Source organism: Nonomuraea sp. NPDC049028, assembly GCF_043197735.1.
GTDB lineage: Bacteria > Actinomycetota > Actinomycetes > Streptosporangiales > Streptosporangiaceae > Nonomuraea.
This window is the reverse complement of the sequence record NZ_JBICTR010000008.1, coordinates 89406-113543: the sequence shown is the minus strand read 5'-3', so window position 1 is coordinate 113543 and position 24138 is coordinate 89406. Positions and strand designations below refer to the sequence as shown.

Annotated in this window: 24 protein-coding genes; 9 read left to right on the top strand and 15 right to left on the bottom strand. The window is 67.4% G+C overall.

Annotated elements, in window-relative coordinates; genetic code table 11:
• Positions 1-102: 102 nt before the first annotated feature.
• Positions 103-813: a TetR/AcrR family transcriptional regulator gene (locus ACGFJ2_RS30790; RefSeq protein WP_357938105.1), complete on the bottom strand. Its 711-nt coding sequence runs from the start codon at positions 811-813 to the stop codon at positions 103-105.
• Positions 814-928: 115 nt separating this feature from the next.
• Between ACGFJ2_RS30790 and ACGFJ2_RS30785 the strand changes: the two genes are divergently transcribed.
• Entirely contained in the window at positions 929-1630 is a 702-nt protein-coding gene (locus ACGFJ2_RS30785; protein ID WP_393474172.1) for an NAD(P)-dependent oxidoreductase, read from the top strand.
• A 289-nt stretch (positions 1631-1919) separates the two neighbouring features.
• Positions 1920-2465, top strand: coding sequence for a GtrA family protein (locus tag ACGFJ2_RS30780; RefSeq protein ID WP_393474169.1), 546 nt, complete (start codon positions 1920-1922; stop codon positions 2463-2465).
• 20 nt (positions 2466-2485) lie between these two features.
• On the opposite strand, the gene ACGFJ2_RS30775 is transcribed toward ACGFJ2_RS30780, so the two are convergent.
• Entirely contained in the window at positions 2486-5029 is a 2544-nt protein-coding gene (locus ACGFJ2_RS30775) for a replicative DNA helicase (protein WP_393475082.1), read from the bottom strand.
• Between the two features lie 372 nt (positions 5030-5401).
• Between ACGFJ2_RS30775 and ACGFJ2_RS30770 the strand changes: the two genes are divergently transcribed.
• Positions 5402-6703, top strand: a complete 1302-nt coding sequence (locus ACGFJ2_RS30770; protein WP_393474166.1) for an MATE family efflux transporter — start codon at positions 5402-5404, stop codon at positions 6701-6703.
• A gap of 68 nt (positions 6704-6771) precedes the next feature.
• Complete coding sequence (locus ACGFJ2_RS30765; RefSeq protein ID WP_393474163.1) at positions 6772-8247, top strand: APC family permease; 1476 nt, start codon at positions 6772-6774, stop codon at positions 8245-8247.
• Between the two features lie 503 nt (positions 8248-8750).
• On the opposite strand, the gene ACGFJ2_RS30760 is transcribed toward ACGFJ2_RS30765, so the two are convergent.
• The 7 genes from ACGFJ2_RS30760 to rpsF all read right to left on the bottom strand — a co-directional run bounded on the left by ACGFJ2_RS30760 (position 8751) and on the right by rpsF (position 13095).
• On the bottom strand, positions 8751-9494 hold the full coding sequence (locus ACGFJ2_RS30760; RefSeq protein WP_393474160.1) for an amino acid ABC transporter ATP-binding protein: 744 nt from the start codon (positions 9492-9494) through the stop codon (positions 8751-8753).
• Entirely contained in the window at positions 9491-10354 is an 864-nt protein-coding gene (locus ACGFJ2_RS30755) for an amino acid ABC transporter permease (protein WP_393474157.1), read from the bottom strand. The genes ACGFJ2_RS30760 and ACGFJ2_RS30755 overlap by 4 nt, the downstream gene beginning before the upstream one ends.
• A gap of 11 nt (positions 10355-10365) precedes the next feature.
• Complete coding sequence (locus ACGFJ2_RS30750; RefSeq protein ID WP_393474154.1) at positions 10366-11232, bottom strand: ABC transporter substrate-binding protein; 867 nt, start codon at positions 11230-11232, stop codon at positions 10366-10368.
• A 154-nt stretch (positions 11233-11386) separates the two neighbouring features.
• On the bottom strand, positions 11387-11833 hold the full coding sequence (rplI, locus tag ACGFJ2_RS30745; protein ID WP_225300946.1) for a 50S ribosomal protein L9: 447 nt from the start codon (positions 11831-11833) through the stop codon (positions 11387-11389).
• A 15-nt stretch (positions 11834-11848) separates the two neighbouring features.
• Complete coding sequence (gene rpsR, locus ACGFJ2_RS30740; RefSeq protein ID WP_020543048.1) at positions 11849-12085, bottom strand: 30S ribosomal protein S18; 237 nt, start codon at positions 12083-12085, stop codon at positions 11849-11851.
• A gap of 62 nt (positions 12086-12147) precedes the next feature.
• Positions 12148-12717, bottom strand: a complete 570-nt coding sequence (locus ACGFJ2_RS30735) for a single-stranded DNA-binding protein (protein WP_357938119.1) — start codon at positions 12715-12717, stop codon at positions 12148-12150.
• Between the two features lie 87 nt (positions 12718-12804).
• The gene (gene rpsF / locus ACGFJ2_RS30730; RefSeq protein ID WP_026214314.1) at positions 12805-13095 is read right to left on the bottom strand and encodes a 30S ribosomal protein S6; all 291 of its coding nucleotides are present in this window, start codon (positions 13093-13095) and stop codon (positions 12805-12807) included.
• 177 nt (positions 13096-13272) lie between these two features.
• On the opposite strand from rpsF, the gene ACGFJ2_RS30725 reads away from it, so the two are divergent.
• Positions 13273-13599, top strand: a complete 327-nt coding sequence (locus tag ACGFJ2_RS30725) for a hypothetical protein (protein ID WP_357938121.1) — start codon at positions 13273-13275, stop codon at positions 13597-13599.
• Positions 13600-13653: 54 nt separating this feature from the next.
• Here ACGFJ2_RS30725 and ACGFJ2_RS30720 read toward each other — a convergent pair whose 3' ends face one another.
• Entirely contained in the window at positions 13654-13833 is a 180-nt protein-coding gene (locus ACGFJ2_RS30720) for a hypothetical protein (protein ID WP_225300943.1), read from the bottom strand.
• 72 nt (positions 13834-13905) lie between these two features.
• Between ACGFJ2_RS30720 and ACGFJ2_RS30715 the strand changes: the two genes are divergently transcribed.
• Positions 13906-14649 (top strand): deoxyribonuclease IV, encoded by a 744-nt coding sequence (locus ACGFJ2_RS30715; RefSeq protein WP_357938123.1) that lies wholly within the window; start codon positions 13906-13908, stop codon positions 14647-14649.
• 63 nt (positions 14650-14712) lie between these two features.
• Here the strand turns inward: ACGFJ2_RS30715 and ACGFJ2_RS30710 are convergent, their stop codons facing one another.
• From ACGFJ2_RS30710 to ACGFJ2_RS30695, 4 genes are all read right to left on the bottom strand, one after another.
• Positions 14713-15777 carry a mannosyltransferase family protein gene (locus tag ACGFJ2_RS30710; RefSeq protein WP_393474149.1) on the bottom strand — a complete coding sequence of 355 codons (1065 nt, stop codon included), beginning with the start codon at positions 15775-15777 and terminating at the stop codon, positions 14713-14715.
• Positions 15778-15779: 2 nt separating this feature from the next.
• On the bottom strand, positions 15780-17099 hold the full coding sequence (locus tag ACGFJ2_RS30705) for a glycosyltransferase family 87 protein (RefSeq protein WP_393474146.1): 1320 nt from the start codon (positions 17097-17099) through the stop codon (positions 15780-15782).
• A complete protein-coding gene (locus ACGFJ2_RS30700; RefSeq protein ID WP_393474143.1) occupies positions 17096-19600 on the bottom strand; it encodes a transglycosylase domain-containing protein in 2505 nt (834 codons plus the stop codon). The genes ACGFJ2_RS30705 and ACGFJ2_RS30700 overlap by 4 nt, the downstream gene beginning before the upstream one ends.
• Positions 19601-19900: 300 nt before the next feature.
• Positions 19901-20287 carry a DUF5318 family protein gene (locus ACGFJ2_RS30695; RefSeq protein WP_357938131.1) on the bottom strand — a complete coding sequence of 129 codons (387 nt, stop codon included), beginning with the start codon at positions 20285-20287 and terminating at the stop codon, positions 19901-19903.
• Positions 20288-20420: 133 nt separating this feature from the next.
• Between ACGFJ2_RS30695 and ACGFJ2_RS30690 the strand changes: the two genes are divergently transcribed.
• Positions 20421-21002: a PadR family transcriptional regulator gene (locus tag ACGFJ2_RS30690; RefSeq protein ID WP_357655325.1), complete on the top strand. Its 582-nt coding sequence runs from the start codon at positions 20421-20423 to the stop codon at positions 21000-21002.
• Positions 21003-21015: 13 nt separating this feature from the next.
• Positions 21016-22095 (top strand): inositol-3-phosphate synthase, encoded by a 1080-nt coding sequence (locus tag ACGFJ2_RS30685; protein ID WP_357938133.1) that lies wholly within the window; start codon positions 21016-21018, stop codon positions 22093-22095.
• A 56-nt stretch (positions 22096-22151) separates the two neighbouring features.
• Here the strand turns inward: ACGFJ2_RS30685 and idi are convergent, their stop codons facing one another.
• Positions 22152-22748 carry an isopentenyl-diphosphate Delta-isomerase gene (gene idi, locus ACGFJ2_RS30680; RefSeq protein WP_357939718.1) on the bottom strand — a complete coding sequence of 199 codons (597 nt, stop codon included), beginning with the start codon at positions 22746-22748 and terminating at the stop codon, positions 22152-22154.
• A gap of 97 nt (positions 22749-22845) precedes the next feature.
• Between idi and ACGFJ2_RS30675 the strand changes: the two genes are divergently transcribed.
• Positions 22846-24135 (top strand): MFS transporter, encoded by a 1290-nt coding sequence (locus ACGFJ2_RS30675; protein WP_393474138.1) that lies wholly within the window; start codon positions 22846-22848, stop codon positions 24133-24135.
• The last annotated feature ends 3 nt before the right edge of the window (positions 24136-24138 follow it).

The window sequence follows — 24138 nt, the reverse complement described above, 5'->3', positions numbered from 1 at the left end:
CGCCCGGGGCGTCAGCTTCCGCAGAAGGCGGCTGCGGGCCGCCGTCGAGCTACGGCGGCGGCCCGCAGCGCGCGGACCACATCGCCGACCCACTGCGGGCCGTCACGCCTCGGATTCGATGCCCAGTGACCGGACGAGCTGGGCCAGTTCTTCTTGGAAGAGCTTGTCGGGACTGATCGTCTGGGTACGCAGGTGTCCATAGATCTCCAGTGACACCAGGCCGTGCAGGTGGCCCCAGATGCGCAGCGCGAGTGCCACGCCGGCCGGCGGCAAGGTGGGGAATGCCGGGCGGACCTTGCCGAGAAGCCCGCCGTCGAAGTCGGACCATTGGAAGTCACTGTGCGCGTAAAGGTGTTGGGCGTGCGGCCAGGCGGCGTCCGCCAGGGCGGCGATGCCCGTACAGACCCGGTGCGCGGCGTCCGGTGCGGCGCCGCCCTCGGGAGCTTGATAGCCGGGCACGGGGTCGCCATAGATGAGGCGAAATCCCTCGGGATTGGCCAGAGCCCAGTCCCGAAAGGCGCGCGCCCATGTCTGGATCCGAGTGGCCGGACGCGCGGCCGGGGCCTTGGCCCATGCGGCGTCCACGGCATCGGCCAGCGCGGTGTAGACCTCGTTGATCAGCTTCGTGACCAGATCGTCGCGAGTTGCGAAGTAGCCGTAGATCGCATTGGCGGTCATGCCCATCTCACGGGCGATGGCCCGCAGTGTGATCGCGTCAGGTCCGCCCGAGGCCATCAGCCTGAGCGCGACCTGCTGAATCTCCGCCGTCGTCTCGACCCGCAGCCGTTCGCGGCGTCCTCCCGTACTTCCCACAGCGGCCACTCTACAGCGTCACCAGACTGCTTGCCGTATAAAAACTTCACGCCGTATAGTCTCGTCACGTCTGACAGCGAGGCACGCGTCTGACAGCGAACACATAGGGAGACCCATGCACATCGGCATCATCGGCGCCACGGGCGGCATCGGAAGCCGCGTCGTCACCGAAGCCCTCCACCGGGGGCATCACGTCACAGCGTTCAGCCGCGACGCCACCCGGATCAGCGAAGAGCGCGAGAACATCGTCTGGAAGAGCGTCGACGTCCTCGATGCCGGAAGCGTCGCCGCGGTCCTGCCCGGGCTGGACGTCTTGATCAGCGGATTCCAGCCTGGCAACGCCGCCGACGACTTCGCCGACACCGTGTCGCGGTCGATCGCCGATCCCACGGTCTACGCCACCGCCGCCCGAGCGCTGCTCAAGGCGCTGGAGAGTCACCCCCGGACCCGGCTGATCGTGATCGGCGGCGCCGGCAGCCTGGAGATCGAGCCTGGCCTCGTACGAGCCGACTCCGACGAACTCCTGCACGAGAGCCTCGATCAGATTGGGCTGCCGAGGGAGTACGCCGCCGCCGTACGCGGGCATCGGGACGCCCTGAACATCCTGCGCACGTCCAACCGGCTCTGGACCTACTTCAGCCCGGCCGAGGACATCGCTCCCGGCCGGCGCACCGGCCGCTTCCGGATCGGTGGCGACCAACCGATCCTCGACGCCGACGGACGCAGCCGAATCTCCTCGGAGGACGCCGCCGTCGCCCTCGTCGACGAGGCGGAACTGCCGCGCTTCGTCCAGCGGCGCTTCACCATCGGCTATTGAACCGGCCAGCCCCACCTTTCATGCTCACGGAATCGCGGAACCTCGGTTCCTCAGATGGTTCGTCACACAACCGTCTCAATCCCTATGACGGTCCGTGGCGGTCCCCATCGAATTAGAGGGATACCCCCTCCGGGGGTGAGGAAGAAGCAGGCCCGTGGTGGCCGGAGTCCCTACGGAGGGACCGCCTCCGGGGGTGAGGCAGGAGCCGACCTGTCGTGGCCGGGAATCCCTTTGGATACCCCTTCGGAAGACAACGCTCTGCGGTGCCGGACCGGTGAGAAGATCGAGGGTGCTCCGAATAGCAAACGCAGTACTCGAAAGATTACCGGGCCCGCTGCACGCCCTTGCGCTGAAGCACCGTGAGCTGCTGAAGTTCGCGGTGGTGGGTGGAACAGCGTTCTTAGTCGACAACACGGTGTTCTACGGGCTGAAGCTCACCATTTTGGAACCGAAGCCGGTGACCGCGAAGATCATCGCGGTGCTCGTGGCGGCGATCGTGTCCTACGTGTTGAACCGCGAATGGTCGTTCCGGACCAGGGGCGGCCGCGAGCGCCGTCACGAGGCGGCGCTGTTCTTCCTGGTCAGTGGCGTCGGTCTGGTGCTCAGCTCCGCGCCGCTTTGGATCTCCCGGTACGTGTTTCACCTGGAGACCCCGGATGTGAGCCTGGTGACCCAGGAGATCGCCGACTTCATGAGCGCGCAGATCATCGGCACGCTGATTGCCATGGTCTTCCGCTTCTGGGCGTTCCGGAAGTGGGTCTTCCCCGACGAGAAGGCCCAGTCCGGCAGCATGCGACTGGCTCCCACCCCCGATCCCACGGACGAGGCGGCATGACCGCCCTGCAAAGCCCGAGGCTAGTGCTGGGCCATGTCGACGAAGCGGCTGTAGTGGCCCTGGAAGGCCACCGTGACGGTCGCCGTGGGGCCGTTTCGGTGCTTGGCCACTATCAGGTCGGCCTCGCCTGCCCGCGGCGACTCCCGTTCGTACGCGTCTTCGCGGTGCAGCAGGATGACCATGTCGGCGTCCTGCTCGATGCTGTTGTGGACGGAGATCCCGTTGGCGACGAAGTTGTGGGTTCCCAGCACCGTGGCGTCATAGACCGGCTGCTCTCCTAGGCTCTCGATCGAAACGACCTCGTCCCAGAAGACGTCGTTCGTCGCCAGCATCTCCATCTGGGCGTCATCCAGAATCGCCGCCACCCGACCCAGACGCTCCCGGCTGGGTGCGTGCTTCCACAAGGCGCTGCCGCAGAATTGGGTCCCCAGCGCGTTCGAGAACGCCCGATGGGTCATGCTCTTCTGTGTCAGCACGTCACGAACACGGTCCCAGATCTCACGGGGAACCGTGTCGAGGTTGGTCTTGCTCTTGGCTGCCCGCAGCGCTGGAAGGCAGCGAGCGGCATGCTTTGCTCGTTCGCCGACCACGCCCACCTCCTCCAGGAACCGGAGCTGGTTCTCCGCGCCGTAGATGTGCAATTGATACCCCGGCGGGTAGTCGCCCTTCCGGGTTGTTTTGATGCGAGTCATCACGTTGAACCGGAGCAGCAACCGCGCGACGTCGTCGATCAGTCGCCGACTCGTCGAGGCATAGTAGATCCGCGGCTGGCCGAGCTTTTCGTCCCACCAGACGCATCCGTCTGTCGCCCACAGGTGACGCAGGAACAGGGCGATCTGCTTCTTCGGCAGAGAGAAGACTTCCTGGGGAACGAACTTGTCGTGACTGCGAAGGCCGAACAGACCCAGGCCGTCGAGCCAGGCGGCGATGGGGTTGCGCTTGCCGTGCGTGAGCCGATAAGGGGCAGGTAGCCGCAGCGTGGTGACCCGCGCGGCGGCATAGTCGTCCCGGACCGCATTCACTCCAAAATGCGTGGCGGCCATCGTCACAGCTTCCAGGCAAGTCTCGTCCGTACTTGCGTACCGAATCGGCTGGTTCCTGACGAACGAACCATCTCCGATCATGTGCCCGAGGAGGATGACCTCCTCCTCGGGCCACTCCTGAAGATCTTGAGGGGCGGGAACGTGGCGCGGAACGGCAAGGCGAGTGCCCGGTCCGATCTCCCCCAGAGGTCGCCAGCCGTCGTAGGTCATGAAGGGGTGATTGGCCGTCGCCTCGATCTCGCGGCCCGACGTCAGGCGCAGCCTGAAGGCCTCCTTGGTTCCGCTGGGAAAGACATGCGTCATGGTGCGCGGCACGAGCCGCAACTTCTCATCCAGCGACCACACGGGGATGTCGCGTGCGCCAGACTCCAGAAGCTCCCCCAGCGACACCTCCGCGCCTGTGTCGGCCCGAAGGATGCGGGTGTCTGCCGTCAGGCAGCCGGACTCGCGCAGGTCGCTGACCGCGGGCCGCTTGTCCGTGCGCTGCTCGGGGCCTCGGTTGAGCTGGGAGATCGCGATGACCGGCACCTCCAGCTCCTTGGCCAGCAGCTTGATCGCACGGGAGATCTCCGAGACCTCGTTCTGGCGGCTCTCGGTCTTCTTCGGCGAGCTCATCAGCTGGAGATAGTCGATCACCACGAAGCGCAGGTCGTTGCGCTGCTTCAGGCGCCGGCACTTGGCCCGGATCTCCATCATCGACATGTTGGGCGAGTCGTCGATGAACAGCGGCGCCTCGGCCACCTCGCTCATCCGCCGGGCCAGCCTGGTCCAGTCGTCGTCGCCCATGCTGCCCGAGCGCATGGCGTGCAGCGCCACCCGCGCCTCGGCCGACAACAGACGCATCGTGATCTCGTTACGCGACATTTCCAGCGAGAAGATGACGGTGGTCATCCCATGCTTGATCGCCGCGGAGCGGGCGAAATCTAGACCTAGGGTGCTTTTTCCGATGGCCGGGCGGGCGGCGACGACGATCATCTGGCCCGGGTGCAGGCCGTTGGTGAGCTGGTCGAGGTCCTGGAAGCCGGTCGGCACGCCGACCATCTGCCCACTGCGGCTGCCGATGGCCTCCAGCTCGTCGAGGGCGCCCGGCATGATGTCGGCCAGCGGCGCGTAGTCCTCGGACGTGCGTCGCTCGGTGACCTTGTAGATCTCCGCCTGCGCGCGGTCGACCAGGTCGTCGACCTCTTCGTTCTGGCCACCGTAGCCGAAGGAGACGATGCGCGTGCCGGCCTCGATGAGGCGGCGGAGGATGGCCTGCTCGCGGACGATCTTCGCGTAGTAGCCGGCGTTGGCCGCGGTGGGGACGACGGCCGTCAGCGTGTGGAGGTAGGCGGCACCCCCGACGCGGGCCATCTCGCCGCGCTTCTGCAGGTCGTCGAAGACCGTGACGGCGTCGGCGGGCTCGCCTCGGCCGTAGAGGTCGGTGATGACGTCATAGATCATCTGGTGGGCGGGCCGGTAGAAGTCGTCGGAGCGGATGAGCTCCACCACATCGGCGATCGCGTCCTTGGACAGCAGCATGCCGCCCAGAACCGACTGCTCCGCCTCGATGTTGCTAGGCGGCGTACGTTCGAACCCCGGGCCTGCGCCGCCCTCTTCGTCAATGCTCACCGCGCCCCCTCAACACCTTGCAGGCGGTCGCACCACCCCCACTTGTAGTCGACCGGTGTGACAGTTTCGCGGGTTCGCGGTGAGACGGCAACGCGGCCTGTGGACAACCCTGTGGTCAAGCTGTGCACTATTCGGCTCAGGGTGTGAAACAACTGTGGACGGAGCTGTGGATAACTCTGTCCACAATCCACAGCACCCCACTTGACCTGCGAAAACTTTGTCCACCGGCTGTGGAGGAAAGAAAGTTGGCCCGACACGCCGGGTAATGGCCATAATGGGTAAATGCCCATTACGTCGCAGGACAGGGAGATTCTGCGCCTGGCCGTGCCCGCGTTCGGCGCGCTGGTCGCCGAACCGCTCTTCCTGCTCGCCGACTATGCCATCGTGGGGCACGGGCTGGGCACCACCGCCCTGGGTGCCCTCGGCGTCGCCGGCACGATCCTGGCCACGGTGGTGAACCTCTGTGTCTTCCTCGCGTACGGAACGACGGCGTCCGTGGCCCGCCAGACCGGTGCGGGCCATCATGCCAGGGCGATGCGCAGCGGCGTGGACGGCATCTGGCTCGCGCTGGCCATCGGTGCCGCCCTCATCGCGGTCTGCTGGCCGCTCGCCCCGACGATCGTCGGACTGTTCGGGGCGGTCCCGGAGCAGGCCGGGCAGGCTACGACGTACCTGCGCATCTCGTTGCTCGGCGCGCCCGGCATGCTGGTCGTGCTGGCCGGGACGGGCGTGCTGCGCGGCCTGCAGGACACGGTCACGCCGCTGGCCGTCGCGGTGGGCTCGTTCGCGCTCAACGCCGGGCTGAACGCGTGGTTCGTGCTCGGACTGCACTGGGGCATCGCGGGCTCGGCCTGGGGCACCGTGCTGGCTCAGACGCTGGGTGCGGCCGTCTACCTCGTCGTGGTGGCCAGAGGAGCGCTGCGGCTCGGCATATCGCTCACGCCTCACCTGGCGGGCGTCAAGCAGGCGGGTACGGCCGGCTTCGCGCTGCTCATCAGAACCCTCTGCCTGCGCGTCGTGCTGATCGCGGCGACCGTGGTGGCCACCAGGATGGGCCAGGCCCAGCTGGCCGCGTACGCCATCGCCACCCAGGTCTGGACCCTGCTGGCCTTCGCCCTGGACGCCATCGCCATCGCCGGCCAGGCCATCACCGGCCGTACGCTCGGCGCCGGCGACGTGGCCGCCACCAGGGCCGCGACCCGGCGCATGGTGCGATGGGGTCTCTGGTCGGGGTTCGCGCTCGGCGTGCTCGTCGTCGCGGCCAGGCCGCTGCTGCCCGGCCTGTTCGACGCCGATCCACAGGTGACCGAGCAGTTGCTGGCCGTGCTCTGGCCGGTGGCGCTGTTCCAGCCGGTGTGCGGCGTGGTGTTCGTGCTCGACGGGGTACTGATCGGCGCGGGTGACCAGCGCTACCTCGCGTGGGCGGCCCTGTGGACGACGCTCGCGTACCTGCCGTGTGCCTTTCTCGCCTCGGGATTCGGCATCGTCGCACTCTGGTGCGCGCTCGGGGTGTGGATGATCGCACGTTTGATCACGCTAGGACAGCGGGCGCTCGGTACGGCATGGCTGGTGACCGGGGCGTAATCGTCCCGTGCTTGCTGTTACGCGTGTGGTGCGGCACTGTGGGCGGGTTCCCTGAGCGGGGTGTGCCTTTGTCGACAATCCTCCGGCGGCTGCCGCCCGACGCGGCGACCGGGTTACGCACAGGCGCGCGCCACAGCCTCGCCGAGCTATACCGGCCCGCCGATCTGGTCGTGCTCGGGCTCGGTGTGATGATCGGCGCGGGCATCTTCAGCATCGCCGGGCAGCAGGCCGCGACCATGGCCGGCCCCGGAGTGATCCTGTCGTTCATGATCGCTGGGATCGCCTGCCTGCTGGCCTGCCTGTGTTACGCCGAGCTGTCGTCCACGATGCCGACCTCGGGCAGCGCCTACACCTTCACCTACGTCATCTTCGGCGAGGTATGGGCGTGGATCATCGGCTGGGCGCTGATCCTGGAGCTGGAGCTGGCCGTCGCCGTGGTGGCCAGGGCCTGGGCGCTGATCACCGTCCGGGCGATCACCGGGTTCGGGGTGCGCCTGCCGTACCAGAACGTGGTCGAGGACGTGTTCGTCCTGTTCATCCTGGTGGTGCTGACGAGCGTCGTGGCGCTCAACGCGCGGGTCGGGCTGCGGGCACTGTGGGTGATGGTGGCGGCCAAGCTGCTGGCCATCGGGGCGGTCATCGTCGTCGGGGCGCGGTACGTCAAAGTGGCCAACTTCGGCGACCTCTACACCGAACCGAAGCCCCTGACCACCCCGGCGGCGACCGTGCTCGACATCATCGTGGGGCAGAGTCACGCGTTCGGCTGGTTCGGGGTGTTCGCGGCGGCGTCGGCCATCGCGTTCGCGTACATCGGCTTCGACGTCGTCGCCACCGCCGCCGAGGAGACCGTGAACGCCTCCAGGGCCATCCCCAAGGGCATGATCCGCAGCCTGGTGATCGCCACGGTCATCTACCTCGCGGTGGCCGTCGTCATGGTCGGCATGATCCCCTACACCGGCATCTCCCCCGACTCGCCGCTGTCCAGCGCGTTCCGCGTGGTGGGCGTCGACTGGATGGCGCATGTCATCGACATCGGCGCGGTGCTCGGGCTGACCACGGTCATCCTGGTGCTGATCGTGGGGCAGACGCGCGTATTGTTCTCGATCGCCCGCGACGGCCTGATGCCGCGCCGTCTGGCCACGATCAGCCGCAAATATCACACCCCCACGCGGGTCACGCTGCTCATCGGAGTGATCGCGATCCTGCTGGCCGAGCTCGTGCCGGTGTTCACGCTGCAGCAGCTGGTGGTGATCGGGACGCTGTTCGCGTTCATGTTCGTCGCGGCGGGCGTGATCGTCATGCGGCGCCGGATGCCGCACCTCGACCGCGGCTTCCGCGTCCCGCTCTCGCCGCTGCTGCCCGCGCTGTCCCTGGTGGCGACGCTCTGGCTGATGGTGAATCTGCAGGTGCTCACCTGGGCGTGGTTCGCCCTGTGGATGGCTTTCGGGCTGCTTGTCTACCTTGTGTACGGTCGGCGCCACAGCCTGCTGGCCCAGCCTGAGCTGCCTCCCCTGAACCATGCCAGAGGGCGCCATCGGCGTTAAGCCCGGGTGGTTTGTCACGACCGTCTCAATCTCTGTGACGGTCTGTGGTAGCTGGTGTCCTTCGGGAGGGATACCCCCTCCGGGGGACGAATGAAAACGGCCCGTCGTGGCTGAGGTCCCCAGGAAGGGACCCCCTCCGGGGGAGCGGGAGGAAGACGGTCCGCCGTGGGTGGGCCCCAAGGGGGCACCCCCTCCGTGAGAGCGGACGAAACGGCCCGCCGTGGCCGAGGTCCCCAGGAAGGAACCCCTCCGGGGGAGCGGATGAAGACGGTCCGTCGTGGCGGGGCCCCTAGAAAGGGGCACCTCCTCGGGAGGCGGACGAAAACGGGTCGTCGTGGTTGAAGCTCCGAGGAAGGGCTCCGGGGGGGCGGACAGAACGGTCTGCCGTGGCTGAGGTCCTTAGAAGGGAGCCCCTTCGGGAGAAGCGGTCCGTTGTGGTCGGGGTTCCAGGAAGGGACCCCCTTCGGGGAGCGGATACTCGCCCGACGTTCGTGGACGCCGCGTTAGAGCCGCCCGGAGTCCAGCACGGCTCGCAGGAAGTCTCTCGTACGGGCGTGCTCCGGATCGGTGAAGATCATCTCCGGTGGGCCCTTCTCCAGCATGACCCCGCCGTCCAGGAAGCACACCGTGTCGGAGATGTCGCGGCAGAAGCCCATCTCGTGCGTCGCCAGGATCATCGTCATGCCCGAGTCCTTGAGCTCCCTGACGACCTGGAGCACCTCCACGACCAGCACCGGGTCGAGCGCCGAGGTGACCTCGTCAAGCAGCATCAGCCGTGGCTTGGTGGCCAGCGCGCGGACGATGGCCACCCGCTGCTGCTGGCCGCCGGAGAGCTGGTCGGGGTAGGAGCGGGCCTTGTCCGCCAGCCCGAACCTGGCCAGCAGCTCGCCCGCCTGCTCCTCCGCCTCGGCCTTGGCCACCCCGTGCACCCGCCGGGGCGCGAGTGTGATGTTGTCGAGCACCGTCATGTGCGGGAACAGGTTGAACGCCTGGAACACGATGCCGAGCCGCCTGCGTACGTCGTCGACGTTCGCCCGAGGGTCGGTGATCTCCTGCCCGTCAAGGTGGATGGCGCCGTCGTCGATGGTCTCCAGCAGGTTGACGCAGCGCAGCAGCGTGGACTTGCCCGACCCTGACGCGCCGATCAGGCTGACCACCTCGTGCGGGCGTACCTCCAGGTCGACGCCGCGCAGGACGCTGTGGCCGCGGAAGTTCTTCCACACCCCGTCGATGGTCAGCAGGCTCATCCGCGCCTCCTTCGCGTACGGGCGGCCAGGTGGTCGGTGAAGCGGGCCATCGGGATCGTGAGCAGGATGAACAGCAGCGACGCCACCAGGTAAGGCGTGTAGTTGAACTTGCTGGCCGCGATGATATTCGCCGACCTCAGCGCCTCCAGCGGCCCGATGGTGGCCACCAGCGCCGTGTCCTTCTGCAGGGAGATGAAGTCGTTGAGCAGCGGCGGGACGACCCGCCGGGTGGCCTGCGGGAGCACGACGAACCGCATCGCCTTGACGTGGCTCAGACCGAGCGAGCGGGCCGCCGCCATCTGGCTGGGATGGACCGACTCGATGCCCGCGCGGAACACCTCGGCCACGTACGCGCCGTACGAGAGCGTCAGGCCGATGATGCCGAGCGTGGCCAGATCCGTCGGAATGCCCTGCAGCCTGAGCGCGGGCAACCCGAAGCCGACCAGGTAGATGACCAGGATCGTCGGCACGCCGCGGAAGATGTCGGTGTAGAGCGTGGCCAGCGCCCGGACCGGGAAGAAGGCGGGCGCCGTGACGGTACGGGCCAGGGCCACCAGCACCCCGACAAGCAGGATCAGCGGCTCTGCGATCAGGAACATCTTGATGTTGAGCAGGAACCCGGTCAGGACCTCCGGCCACGCCTTGACGAACCACTCGGGGTTGAAGAACGACTCCCGCACCCGCGGCCAGCCGGGCGAGTGGGTGACCACCACCACCGCCAGGACGAGGAAGACGATCGTCGAGGCGCCGGCGATGGACGTCGAGCGCCGGGCCCGCGACCTGCGGACCCGCTCGCGTTCGAGCTGCCGCTCGCTCTTGACCCAGCCCACAGCGCTCTCACTCGCTGAAGGCTCGCTCACAGAAGGCTCGCTCACTTCAGCTCGGGCGCGCCCGCGGCCGCGCTGAGCCACTGCTGCTGGATCTTGGCCAGCTCGCCCTTGGACTTCAGCGCGTCGACGGCCTTGTCAACGCACGGCTTGAGCGCGCCGCCCTTCTCCATGACCAGGCCGAACTCCTCAGGCGTGCCGCCGATCGAGCTGAACTGGCCGACGATCTTCGACTTCTCGACCTGCGCGGCCGTCACGTAGAAGGCCGTGGGCAGGTCCACGACGATCGCGTCGACCTGCTTGTTCTTCAGCGCGTTGATGGCGTCGATCTGGTCGGTGTAGACGTTGGGCTCGGCACCGGGCTTGATGACCTCCTTGACCGCGTTGAGGGAGGTCGTGCCGACCTGCACGCCTATCTTCGCGTCCTTGAGCTCGGCCAGGCTCTTCGCGCCGGCGAACTTGCCGTCCCCCATGGCCACGATGGCCTGCTTGACCGTGTAGTAGCCGTGGCTGAAGTCGACCGCCTTGGCTCGGTCCGGGGTGATCGAGACCTCGTTGATGTCGAAGTCGAACTGCTTGGCACCCGGTGCGAAGGCCGAGTCGAACTTGACCGTGCTCCACTGCACCTCGGTGCGGTCGAAGCCGAGCTCGCCCGCCACGGCGAACGCGACCGCGCTCTCGAAGCCCTGGCCGTTGCTCGGGTCGTCGTCCTTGAACCACGGCTCGAAGGCGGGCTTGTCGGTGGCGATCGTCAGTTTGCCGGCGTTGATGAGCTTGAGCTGGTCCTTGGTGCACGCGGTAGACGCCGTGGGACTGACCGGGGCGGCGCTTGGCGGGGTGTCGGCGGGGGCGCAGGCGACGGCCGCCGCCGCGAGCACGCCAAGGGCCAGCAGCATCGAGGGTCGGGCCATGGCTGGGGGCCTCCAGGGAAGGGGCGCGGGAAGAACGAGCAAATCCTACGCTGCGGGACAGTGCACTATGTCCCCCACCTGCACCCATACGGCCCTAGAGACAGCGCTGCCCCCTCTCGCGGGCGAGAGGGGGCAGCGGCGGAGCTGAGAGTCGTCAGCCGGCGACGACCTCGACGTCGACCGACGCCGAGACCTCGGGGTGCAGCTTGACGCTGACCTTGTGCGAGCCGACGCTCTTGATCGGGTTGACGATCTCGATGCGGCGGCGGTCGAGGATGGGACCGCCGGCGGCCTTGACGGCCTCGGCGACGTCACCCGTGGTGATCGACCCGAACAGGCGGCCGGAGTCGCCCGCGCGGGTGACCAGGCGGACGCGAAGGGCGCCGAGCTGGCCGGCGACCTCCTTGGCCGTGCCCAGGTCGCGGATCTCGCGAGCGTCACGAGCCTTCTTGATGGACTCGATCTGCTTCTCGGCGCCACGCGTCCAGCGCATGGCGTAGCCGCGCGGGATGAGGAAGTTACGGCCGTAGCCGTCCTTGACCTCGACGATGTCGCCAGGGGTGCCGAGGCCGGAGACCTCGTTGGTGAGGATGAGCTTCATATCGACAGTCCTCCCTTAGCGCGCGGTGCTCGTGTAAGGCAGCAGGGCCACCTCACGGGCGTTCTTGATCGCGGTCGCCACGTCACGCTGGTGCTGGGTGCAGTTGCCCGTCACCCGGCGGGCCCGGATCTTGCCGCGGTCGGAGATGAACTTCCGCAGCAGAGCCGTGTCCTTGTAGTCGACGTAGGAGATCTTGTCGTGGCAGAACAGGCAAACCTTCTTCTTGGGCTTGCGCAGTGCCGGCTTTGCCATCGTGGTGCTCCTTTCAGAGCCCCGCCGTCAAGCGGGAATGGACTCGGGCTGGTGAACTGGAATTAGAAAGGCGGTTCGTCGCTGAAGTCGTTGCCGCCGCCGCCGAAGCCGCCGGAGCCGCCCTGCTGACCGCCGCCCTGGTAGCCGCCACCGCCACCGCCGCCGCCGAAACCGCCGCCGCCCTGGGGCGGAGCGGGCGACGCGGAGGCCCACGGGTCGTCGGCCGGGCTGCCACCGAAGCCGCCGCCACCGCCGCCACCCTGACGGGTGGTGCGGTTGACCTTGGCCGTGGCGTTACGCAGAGACGGGCCGACCTCGTCGACCTCGACCTCGTAGACCGTGCGCTTCTCGCCTTCCTTGGTCTCGTAAGACCGCTGCTTGAGCCGCCCCTGCACGATGACCCGCATGCCGCGCTGGAGGCTCTCGGCGGCGTTCTCCGCCGCCTGCCGCCACACGTTGCAGGTCAGGAAGAGGCTTTCGCCGTCTTTCCACTCGTTGGTCTGGCGGTCCATGAACCGCGGAGTGGACGCGATGCGGAATCGAGCCACGGCTTGACCCGTGGGGGTGAAGCGCAGCTCCGGATCGTCGACAAGGTTGCCGACGATGGTGATTACGGTGTCGCCTGCTGCCATGGCTTGCGCTCGCCTTCCTGCACGCCTTCGCTTTGGTTACGGCTCAGAGTACGGCTGCCGCCCGACAAAAAGCCGGGCAACGGCTGCTTAGTGCACGTCGGGGCGGAGAACCTTGGTGCGCAGGATGCCCTCGTTGAGGTTCATCTGCCGGTCGAGCTCCTTGACCGTCGCGGGCTCCGCGGACAGGTCGATGACGGCGTAGATGCCTTCCGACTTCTTGTCGATGTCGTAGGCGAGACGGCGACGGCCCCAGACGTCGACCTTCTCCACAGTGCCGCCGTCGTTGCGGACGACGGTGAGGAACTGGTCGAGGGACGGCGCCACAGTGCGCTCATCGAGCGAAGGGTCCAGAATGACCATTACTTCGTAACGACGCATGCGGGACTCCAACCTCCTCTGGACTTTTGCGGTCACGACACTCTGCCGTGACAGGAGGACGCTGACGTCAGGACCCGGACACCCCTTTCGGCGTCTCAGGCTGATGGATCACCCATCACAACGCAGCTTGACCAGGTTACCAGCCGCTCGCGGATGGGAAGGACCTGTAGGAAACCCATGGGGGTGACATTAGTGCCGCACATCCTGCAACCTCCGGAGACCCAGCGGTTCAGACTCACGCTCAACAGCGACGGGGCGCCGCACCCGATCGAGAACGTCCTGGCCGTCGCCACGCTCGTGTGCGGGCTGGTGGCCTTCATCTCGACGTTCTTCGTCGCCGCCCACCCGATCTCCGCGTGGTTCGGCACGCTCGGATTCGGGATGGGGCTCTACTCGCAGTACGTCTCGGTGACCACGCCCCAGCGCTCGCTGAACATCATCGGCCTGGTGGCGTCGTTCGTCGGCGTCGCGCTCGGCATCGCGCACGGCGGATTCCTGCCCTGAGCGGCTGATGCCATGCGAAACGGTCCCGGCATGGCCGGGACCGTTCGCCTGAGGTCATTTACCAATATGCAGATCCACGCCGAGCAGCACCAGGAACCACAGGAAGACCGCGAGGAGCGCCTCGGCGATGTTCCGGAGGATCCCCGGGGTGATGTAGTGGTAGACCCAGGCCACATAGATGCCGATAAGAACCCAAATTAAGAAGATCAGTGAGCGCCAGCGCCAGCGCGTCATATCGTTCTCCTCGCGTAGGGGGCGCCTGGCGACTTCCCTGAGCCCTCTGCTCCAAACGGATAAGCTCGTGACATGGTGCGCATCGGAGCTCACGTAGGTCAGGACGACCCAGCCGCCCACGCGGCCGCGATCGGGGCCGAGGTGGTGCAGTTCTTCCTGGGCGATCCACAGGGTTACAAGAAGCCCGTGCTGCCGGCCGAGCCGGTCGAGGGCGTCGACATCTACATCCACGCGCCCTACCTGATCAACGTCGCCACCACCAACAATCGCATCAGGATCCCCAGCCGCAAGCTGCTCGCCCAGCACCTGGAGGCGGCGGCCGGGCTCGGCGCCAAGGGCCTGATCGTGCACGGCGGCCACCTCAACAAGAACGAGGACCCGCAGATCGGGTTCGACAACTGGCGCAAGGTGTTCGAGCGCATGGAGTGCCCGATCCCGGTGCTGATCGAGAACACCGCGGGCGGCGACAACGCGATAGCCCGCAGGCTTGACCGCATCGCCCGGCTCTGGGACGCCCTCGACGGCTTCGACGTGGGCTTCTGCCTCGACACCTGCCACGCGCACGCGGGCGGCGAGGAGCTCCTCGACCTGGTCGACCGGGTCAAGGCGATCACCGGCCGCATCGACCTGGTGCACTGCAACGACTCGCGCGACGAGTTCGACTCCGGTGCCGACCGGCACGCCAACCTGGGCAACGGGAAGATCGACCCCGAGCTCATCCTGGCGGTCTGCCGCGCGGCCGCCGCGCCCATCGTGGTGGAGACGCCCGGCGATGGTCAGGCCGACGACATCGCGTTCCTGAGGAAGAACCTCTAGCGAATACACACAGCCTGTGGATAACTTCCCTGGATTACCGAGTCCCGAAAGTGGGTATGGAGATCATCCTGCCCAGGCGCCGCTCAGGAAGCGGACCACGTCGAGCAGCATGAGCGGCCCCGCCACCAGGGCGTACACCACCATCACCCATGGATACCGGGCCACCAGCCGGCCGAAAGCCACCCACAGCGGGAACCACAGCAACAGCGAACGCGGGATCGACAGGTAGTACGCGGAGGTCATGAGCGCCCCCGCCTGTAACCCCGTGTAAACCAGCTCGCTCCACCGGCGCATGATCAGCAGCCAGACGAGCGCGGCCACGGCCACCACCGCACCGGCCAGTTCCATGCGGAAGGCGATCGCAAAGTCACCCGTGCCCATGGCCGACTGCCACGTGGTGCTCCACGCCTGCCACGGCCACACCATCTGCCGTCCCCACCCGGCCTCCTGGGCGTGCTTCCAGGCGAGCCAATCTCCCGAGCGGCTGTAGTGGAAGAAGGAGTACGCCACCAGCGGCAGGAAGGGGACGAGCAGCCACGGCGCCCGCCGGATGGGCTGCCTGCTGGTGAGGAACTCCACGATCAGCGCGACCGCCAGGAACAGCCCGGTGATGCGTACACAGGAGGCGCCCGCGGCCAGGGCGGCGGCCAGCGGCCAACGACCCTGGCGGGCGGCCAGCCAGGCGGGGATCGCGAACGCCAGGAACAGCGCCTCGCTGTAGCCGGCGACCAGGAAGACGGCCATCGGGAACAGCAGCAGCCCGGCCACCGCGGCCCACCCCGAGCCGCCCTCGAACTCCGTCAGTCTGGCCAGCGCCACCACCGCCACCAGACCGGCGACCAGCGAGACGATCAGCCCGCAGGCCGTCCAGTCCGGCACCACGAGGTGGACCACCCGCATCGCCAGCGGCAGTCCGGGGAAGAACGCGGGCAGCCCGGCGTCCGGCGGCCTGCCGGGATCGCCGTCGTAGCCGTGCTCGGCGATCGTGATGAACAGCCCGGCGTCCCACTTCCGCCACGTGCCCACATAGTCGTGCAGCGCGACCCCGAGCAGGGTCGCCACCAGCAGCCCGCCGCGCGAGGCGAACCAGAGGAGCGTCGCGTCGCGGTCGGCCGAGCGGGTGATCATGGCTAGGCCGGGCGCAGGGTGAACCGGTCCGGCGCGCCGTCGAAGACGCCGCCGGCCTGGTCGTCGATGCCTGTCTGCCGGATGACGTCCTTGTCGGGACGCAGGATGTCACGTACCACGAAGGCCATCATGATGGCGATCGTGAGGACCCGTCCCCATACGGCGGTGAAGTAGGTGTTGTCGCCGATGCCCAGGTCGGGACGGCTGACCGGAGACTGGGAGAGCAGATAGAGCCAGATCGCGCAGAAATACCAGATCTCGGCGACCTGCCAGAGCGCGATCGGCTTCCAGTTGGGCCTGGCCAGCACCGCGAAGGGCACCAGCCACAGGACGAACTGCGGCGACCACACCTTGTTCGTCATCATGAACGCGGCCAGCGCGAGGAAGCAGATCTGCGCCAGTCTCGGCCGGCGCGGCGCCATCAGCGTGAGGGCCGCGATGCCCAGGCACAGCAGGCCCAGCGAGACCATGCCCAGGCGGCTGACGTCGGTGTCACCCAGGATCGGCCAGCCTTTGTTCTGGAAGAACAGCCAGGGCGAGCCCCAGTCGACGCCGCGTTCCTCGGAGAAGACGTAGAAGCGGCGCCAGCCGTCCCAGGCCAGCACCATGAACGGCACGTTGACCACCAGCCATGACCCGGCGGTCGCACCCATCGTGACGAGGAACGGCCGCCATCGCGCGGTGCGCATGGTGAGCAGCAGGAGCGCGCCGACGAACATGATCGGGTAGAACTTCGTCGCGATCGCCAGGCCGAGCAGCACGCCGGCCAGCACCTGCCGCTTCCGGGCCCAGGCCAGCAGCATGCCCATCGACAGCGCGCCCGCGACCAGGTCCCAGTTGATGTAGGCGGCCAGGACGATCGACGGGGCGAGCGCGTACCAGAGCGCGTCCCACCGCCTGGTCGGTCCCGCCACCGCCGCCATCAGCAGCACGCCGGCCACCAGGCAGACGCCGAGCAGGATGACGGTGATGTCGTAGAACCTGACCGCCTGGGCGACCACGTCGCGCTCCAGCCAGCGGGCGATCCAGCTGATCACCTGCATGACCTCGCCGAGGACCACCGGATATTCGACGTGCTTGTCGAACGGCACGTCGGCGAAATAGGGGTTCTGCGTCGCCAGCTGCCGGTCGAAGTAGAGCGGGTAGATATCGGTGTAGCAGAAGTTCGTGTACGTCGAGACCTGGTCGTTCCACCCGCCCGTGCGGCAGGGCAGCCGCACGATGTAGGCGAGCGTGGCCCCCAGGGCCGCGAACAGCCCCAGGGGAAGGTACGGCACGGCCCGGTTCATGAGCGGTGGGCGGACCTCGGTGCTCGACGTCACCAGTCCTCGCGTCCGCTCGGCATCGGACCGGGAACGATGACCGGGTTGGACCCCTGGCCCTGGCGGCCCCGCCCGTCGAAACCGCCGCCGTCGTCCTGCGGCTCGCCGTTCTGGTTGGGGTCGACCGTGATGATCTGGTCGTCGTCGCCGGTGCACGGCGGGACGACGCCGCAGTTGGCGTTGGGGTCCTCGTCCTCAAGGGACGGGTCGTCCTCGGTGGGCGTCGGCGTGGGCGTCGGGCTCGGCACGATGTTCTCCGGCTGCCCGATGTCGGCCCTGGTGGGGAACTGCTCGACCTGCTTGTTCTGGAGTGCGGCGGTCATGAACGCGCGCCAGATCGTGGTGGGCGTGTCCGCACCCTCGAACTGCAGCGTGGTCTCATACGCCTTGGTGTAAGGCTTGTTGACGTTGTACTTCTTGGATGGCGGCTGACCCTTGGGGGTGATGGGGCAGTTCGAGTTGATGGGCTGGACGACCTTGCCGGTCTTCGTCTTGCACACCTCACGGTACATACCGACCGCCGTAGACAGCTGCGGAGTGTAACCGACGAACCAGGCTTCCTTCTCGTCGTTGTTCGTACCGGTCTTGCCCGCCGCCGGGCGGTTGCCCAGGCCCTTGCCCCTCGCGGTGCCGCTCCGCAGCACCTCCTGCATGGCCACCGTCGCGTCGGCGGCGGCCTCGGGGCTGATCACGTTCTTGGAGGACTTCTGCTCGGGATAGGCGACCTGCCCGTTCAGCTTGATCTCCTTCACCACGTGATATTTGGTGTACTTGCCGGCGTTGGCGAAGATCGAGTATCCGGCCGCCTGCTCCACGGCGGTGACCGGCGCGCTACCGATGGCAAACCCGTAGCCGTGGTCATCGACGTCCTTCTCCATGCGCGTCCGGCTGAACCCGGCCGACTCGACGAGGCTCTTGACGTCGTCGATCCTTTCGGGCAGCGCGTACGCCATCGACACGTAGGCGGTGTTGACGGACTGCGCGGTCGCCTTGACCACGTCGATCGAGGCGCCCACGTTGTGGCTGTTCTTGAAACCGCCGGGCTGCTGCCCCGGCAGTTCCTTCGGCACCGTGACGCTGCCCGGTACGTAGCTGTTGATCGAGTATCCGGCCTTCAGCCATGCGGCCAGCACGTAGGGCTTGAACGCGGAGGCGGCCTGCTTGGCCGAGTCGAAGGGCTCGTTCCACGGGTCCTTGAGGTAGTCAGTGCCTCCGTAGAAGGCCACCACGCGGCCGTTCTTGGGGTCAACGGCGGCGAGACTGGTGTGGAACTCCTTCGACATGTTCTTCGTCGCGTCCTGCACCGCGGTCTTGGCGGCCTGCATGAGCCTCTTGTCGAAGGTGGTGACGATCTCGTAGCCGCTGCTCTTGATGGCGTCCATGGTGATGCCGCGCGCCTCGAGTTCCCGAGTGACCGCCTCGAGCATGTAGCCGTTGAGACCCGCGTAGGCGCTGTCCGTGTTGGACTTCTTGATCTTGGGCCACTCCGCCGTCTTCGCTTCCGCGGCGTATTTGTCCGGCCACTGCTTGGCCATGTAGTCCAGGACGGTCTTCCAGCGGAATTTGAGCGCGGGGTCCTCGGAGCCCCAGCTCGGCGTCTGGATGTGCGCGGCCAGGTAGGCCGCCTCCGACAGGGTGAGGTTCGAGGCATGCTTGCTCTTGCCGAAATACGCCTGGGCTGCCGCCTCGACGCCGTAGGCCCGGCCGAAGTTGACGGTGTTGAGGTAGGTCTTAAGGATGTCCTCTTTGGACTTCGTCTGGTTGAGTTTGACCGCGATGAAGATCTCGCTGACCTTACGCTTGATCGAGACTTCCGAGCTGAGGCCGCCGTAGTAACCGCGGGCCATCTGCTGGGTGATCGTCGAGGCGCCCTGCAACTGCTGACCCGTCGCGGTCATCCACAGCGAGCGGGCCATGCCGGAGATGGAGATGCCGGAGTCCTCGTAGAACGTGTCGTTCTCGATGGCCACCGTGGCGTCCCTGAGCTTCTCGGACATCTGCTCGTACGGGATGATCTTCCGGGGTGTGCCGAGCTTGGCGATGACCTTCTTGCCGTCCGAGAAGTAGACGGTGCTGCCCTGGGCGGTCGCCCCGGCCTGCGTGTCGTTCTCGTCGGGCACCGGGGTGTTGGCGTAGGCCACCGCGATCATGCCGAAGATGCCGGCCGCGAGGACCGTCATCGAGGCCATGACGATCTTCCAGCTGGGGATGAAGCGGCGCCACTTCGGCCGCTCGTCCTTGGGCCGCTCAGGGCCCTCGGGGCCGCCGGGGCCGCCAGGCCCTTGGGGTCCGCCGGAGCCGCGCCCGCGCGCCCGCCTGGGCGCGTCGCTGATCATGGTCTCCTGGTTGCTGCGGGCGCGGGTGTCGTATTCGCCTTCGCCGCGCGAGCGCTCACGGCCGCCCTGGCGCCGCCCAGGCTCGCGCGGCGCGGCCTCGCGCCGACCCGGCTGGCGGGGGCCGGGACTGCCCGGACCCGGCTGTTGGGGGCCTGATTGCGGCATGCCCGGACGCTGGGAGCCCATTTGCTGGGGGCCCGGCTGCTGGGGGTCCGCGTATGGCTGGGCGGCCATCGCGCCGGTCTGCTCGTACGCGGCTTCCGGCCGACGCTGAGGCTGTGCCGCCCCCCAGCCTGCTTCGCCGGTTTGCGGCGAATTGTCTTGGGGCACAGAACGGGATGAGTTGGAGCGACGGCGCCTTCCAGGCCGACCCGTCCCCTCATTGCTGCTGTTACTCACACGTCCTCACAACGTCGTCGGATAGCACGGCGGATGGGCGTGGGGCTCCTCGCCGTCCTCGGTCTTCTACGGTCGCCCGACGCGGTCCGGCGGTCCGTTGCCGAGGACGAACGACACCGTCAGGTGGTTCCAGGAACAACCTTGACAGACCTCGACGGCGTACACCCGGAACTCATCGTAATCATGGGCCATATCGGCGAGTTCCGACGCGACCTTTGCCTCACCGGCATGGCGTCCCGGGGAATCCCCGGAGACGTAGGTCACGTTGGTGACGTTCTCCCCCTCGCACATCGGGCAGAGGTGTTCGGTCGGTTCGCCGAAGTGGCGCGCCGCGCGAAGGAGGTACGACTGTGCGTCACGAATATCCCCAGGCGACGTACACCTGGGGTGCGGGAAGTCGACCACCGCCCGCTTGGCAAGGCCGTAGTCCACCACCTTTCCCTGTGACCACATGAGCGCCAGACTACGGCGTTTTGCTGAATCATCCCAACGCCTTGGCAAAGTCGTTAATTGCGGCGATATAGCGGCGCGACGTATCATCGGGATGTATCGGCTCGATACATCGACGTGAGAGGGGGCGGTTCCAGTGGCCAGCGGGCAGGGCAGAGTGCTGGAGCTGGCCGTGCTCGGGTCGCTGCACGAGACGCCGCTACATGGCTATGAGCTGCGCAAACGGCTCAATGCCTTGCTGGGCATGTTCCGCGCCTTCTCCTACGGGTCGCTCTACCCCTGTCTGCGCTCACTGCTCGAACAGGGCCTCATCGTGGAGGAGCAGCCGGCGCCCGCCGCGATCGTCGGGGGCCGGTCGAAGATCGTCTACAAGCTGACCGCGGAGGGCAAGGAACGGCTCCAGGACCTGCTGACGCAGGCAGGGCCGTCCGCGTGGGAGGACGAGAGTTTCGGCGTCCACTTCGCGTTCTTCAGGCACACGGAGGCGGAGGTGAGACTGCGGATCCTCGAAGGCCGCCGCAGCCGCCTGGAGGAACGCCTCGACAGCGTGCGCACGGCCCTGGCCCGCACCAGGGAGCGCCTCGACAGCTACACGCTCGAACTGCAACGTCACGGGCTCGAATCGGTCGAACGCGAGGTGCGGTGGCTGAACGAGCTGATCGCGACAGAGAGACGGGGCTCCTCTGAGGAGAACCCCGAGAGATCAACTGATGAGTAAGGGAGCGAGTGCGATGGGTTCGGTTCGCGTGGCCATTGTCGGTGTTGGCAACTGCGCGGCGTCACTGGTTCAGGGCGTTCACTATTACAAGGACGCCGACCCGGCCACACGGGTGCCGGGCCTGATGCACGTGAAGTTCGGCGACTATCACGTGGGCGACGTCGAGTTCGTCGCCGCGTTCGACGTCGACGCCAAGAAGGTCGGCCGCGACCTGTCCGAGGCGATCGGCGCCAGCGAGAACAACACGATCAAGTTCGCGGACGTGCCGCCCACCGGGGTGATCGTCCAGCGCGGCCATACCTTCGACGGACTTGGCGAGTACTACCGCGAGATCATCGAAGAGTCCGACGAGTCGCCGGTCGACGTCGTCCAGGTGCTCCGCGAGAGCCAGGTGGACGTCCTGGTGTCCTACCTCCCCGTGGGCTCCGAGGCGGCCGACCGGTTCTACGCCCAGTGCGCGCTGGACGCCAAGGTGGCGTTCGTCAACGCGCTGCCGGTGTTCATCGCCTCCGACCCGGAATGGGCGGAGAAGTTCACCGCGGCCGGCGTGCCGATCGTCGGCGACGACATCAAGTCGCAGGTCGGCGCGACCATCACGCACCGCGTGCTGGCCAAGCTGTTCGAGGACCGTGGGGTCGAGCTGCTGCGCACGTACCAGCTCAACGTCGGCGGCAACATGGACTTCATGAACATGCTGGAGCGCACGCGCCTCCAGTCGAAGAAGATCTCCAAGACGCAGTCGGTCACCTCGCAGATCCCGCACGAGATGGCCAAGGCCGACGTGCACATCGGCCCGTCGGACCACGTGCCGTGGCTCGACGACCGGAAGCTGGCCTTCGTGCGGCTGGAGGGGCGCTCGTTCGGCGACACGCCGCTCACCCTGGAGTACAAGCTGGAGGTGTGGGACTCGCCCAACTCGGCGGGGATCATCATCGACGCCGTGCGCGCCGCCAAGATCGCCCTCGACCGGGGGATCGCGGGACCGATCCTGAGCGCGTCCTCCTACTTCATGAAGTCGCCGCCGGTCCAATACTCGGACGACGACGCGCGCGACTACGTCGAGAAGTTCATCCGCGGCGAAGTGGACAGATAGGTCCGTGGTCCGGCGCCGTGCACTCCGCGCGGCGCCCCACAAAGCCCCACAAAATCTCACAAAGCGGTACGGGCAGCGCTTCGGGCGGCGGGAGGCAGCTCCTCCACCGAGGCCGGGCGCCAGTCCAGGGGATTGGTGCCCAGTTCGTTCAGCATGGGGACCTGTTCGCGGCACCACGGGCTGATCGCCAGCAGGGTGCTCAGGACGCCGTCCGCGAACTCCTTCCAGGGCATCCACCGGATTTCGTCAACCTCGTCCGGGTTCGGGATGGCGGAGGCATCGACCGTCACGCGGTAGACGGGGCAGAGCTCGTGTTCGACGATGCCGTTGGGCATGACCGCGCGATAGGTGAACGTCGGCAGCATGAGATCCACCCGGTCCACCGTCAGGCCGAGCTCGTAGGACAGCCTGCGGATGACCGCGTGCTTCAGCGGCTCGCCGGGTAGCGGGTGGCCGCAGCAGCTGTTGGTCCACACGCCCGGCCAGGTCAGTTTGCCCGCGGCGCGCCTGGTCAGCAGGACGCGGCTGTCCTCGTCGAAGACGTAACTGGAGAACGCCAGGTGGAGCGGGGTTTCCTGGCCGTGCACCGAGCTCTTGGGAGCGGTGCCGATCGCGTTGCCGTCGCCGTCGACCAACACCACGTGTTCTTCCATCGTCACGCTACGAAGCGTACGTGATCATGTTGGCCACTGGCGACGAATGACTGCCTGCTGTACCAACCTGTGAATCGGGCGGAAGTAGGCTGACTGCGTGTCATTCGTCGCCGATCTTCGCGTGGTCCTGAAGGGCAGGGACTTCCGACGGCTGTTCGCCACCCGGCTGGTCTCCCAGTTCTCCGACGGGGTCTTCCAGTTCGCCGTGGTCGGGTTCGCCTTCTTCAGCCCGGAGACGCAGACCACGGCTCTGCAGGTGGCGGCCGGGCTGGCCGTGCTGCTGCTGCCGTACAGCATTCTCGGCCCGTTCGTCGGCGTCTTCATCGACCGCTGGTCGCGGCGGCAGATCCTCGTCGTCGCGCCGATCGTGCGCGGCGCGCTGTTGGTCGTGGCGGCGGCGCTGGTCGCCGCCGACGTGCCCGACACGGTCTTCTACGCGGCCGCGCTCGGCGTGCTCGCGGCCAACCGGTTCTTCCTGGCCGCCCTCGGCGCGTCGCTGCCGCACGTGGTGCCGGAAGACCGGCTGATGGCCGCCAACGCGGTCACGCCCACCTCGGGCACGGTTTTCACCTTTCTCGGCGCCGGGGTGGGCTTCCTGCTGCGTGAGCTGTTCGGCAGCGGCGACTTCGGCGTGGCGCTGCTGCTGGTCGTCTCGGGCGTGGTCGCCGGGATGAGCGCGCTGATCGCCCGCACCATGGAGCGCTCGCTGCTCGGCCCCTCCTTCGACCCCGAGCGGCCGCAAGCCCGCGAGGCCGTGCGCAACGTGCTCATCGGCCTCGTCGACGGCGCCAAGCACCTGGTGGGCCACCGTACGGCCGCCGCCACGATGGGCGCGATGGCGACACACCGGTTCATGTACGGCATGGCCACCGCGCTCGGCATCATCCTCTACCGCTACTACTTCTCCGGCGGCGACTCCGAGGTGGCGCTGCGTGGGCTCAGCCTGGTCGTGGCCACCTCGGGTGTCGGCTTCTTCCTCGCGGTGATCGTCACTCCGTGGGCCACCGCGCGGTTCACGATCGAGCGGTGGGTACCGATCGCGCTGGTCGTGGCCGGCGTGCTCACGGCGGTGCTGGTCGTGCCGTTCCAGACGTGGAGCCTGCCGATCGCCGGGTTCGTGCTCGGCATCGCCGGGCAGAGCGTCAAGATCTGCGCCGACGTCACGGTCCAGCGCGACGTGGAGGACGCCTACCTGGGCCGGGCCTTCTCGATCTACGACATGCTGTTCAACGGCATGTACGTGCTGGCGGCCGCCCTGTCCGCGGCGATCCTGCCGGCCAACGGCAAGTCCTACGCGGCCGTGGTGATCGTGACGGCCGGTTACCTGGCGGGCGCACTGATCTACCGGATGATCATCCCGACGCCGCGCGCCACGGCCTCCCGCTGATCA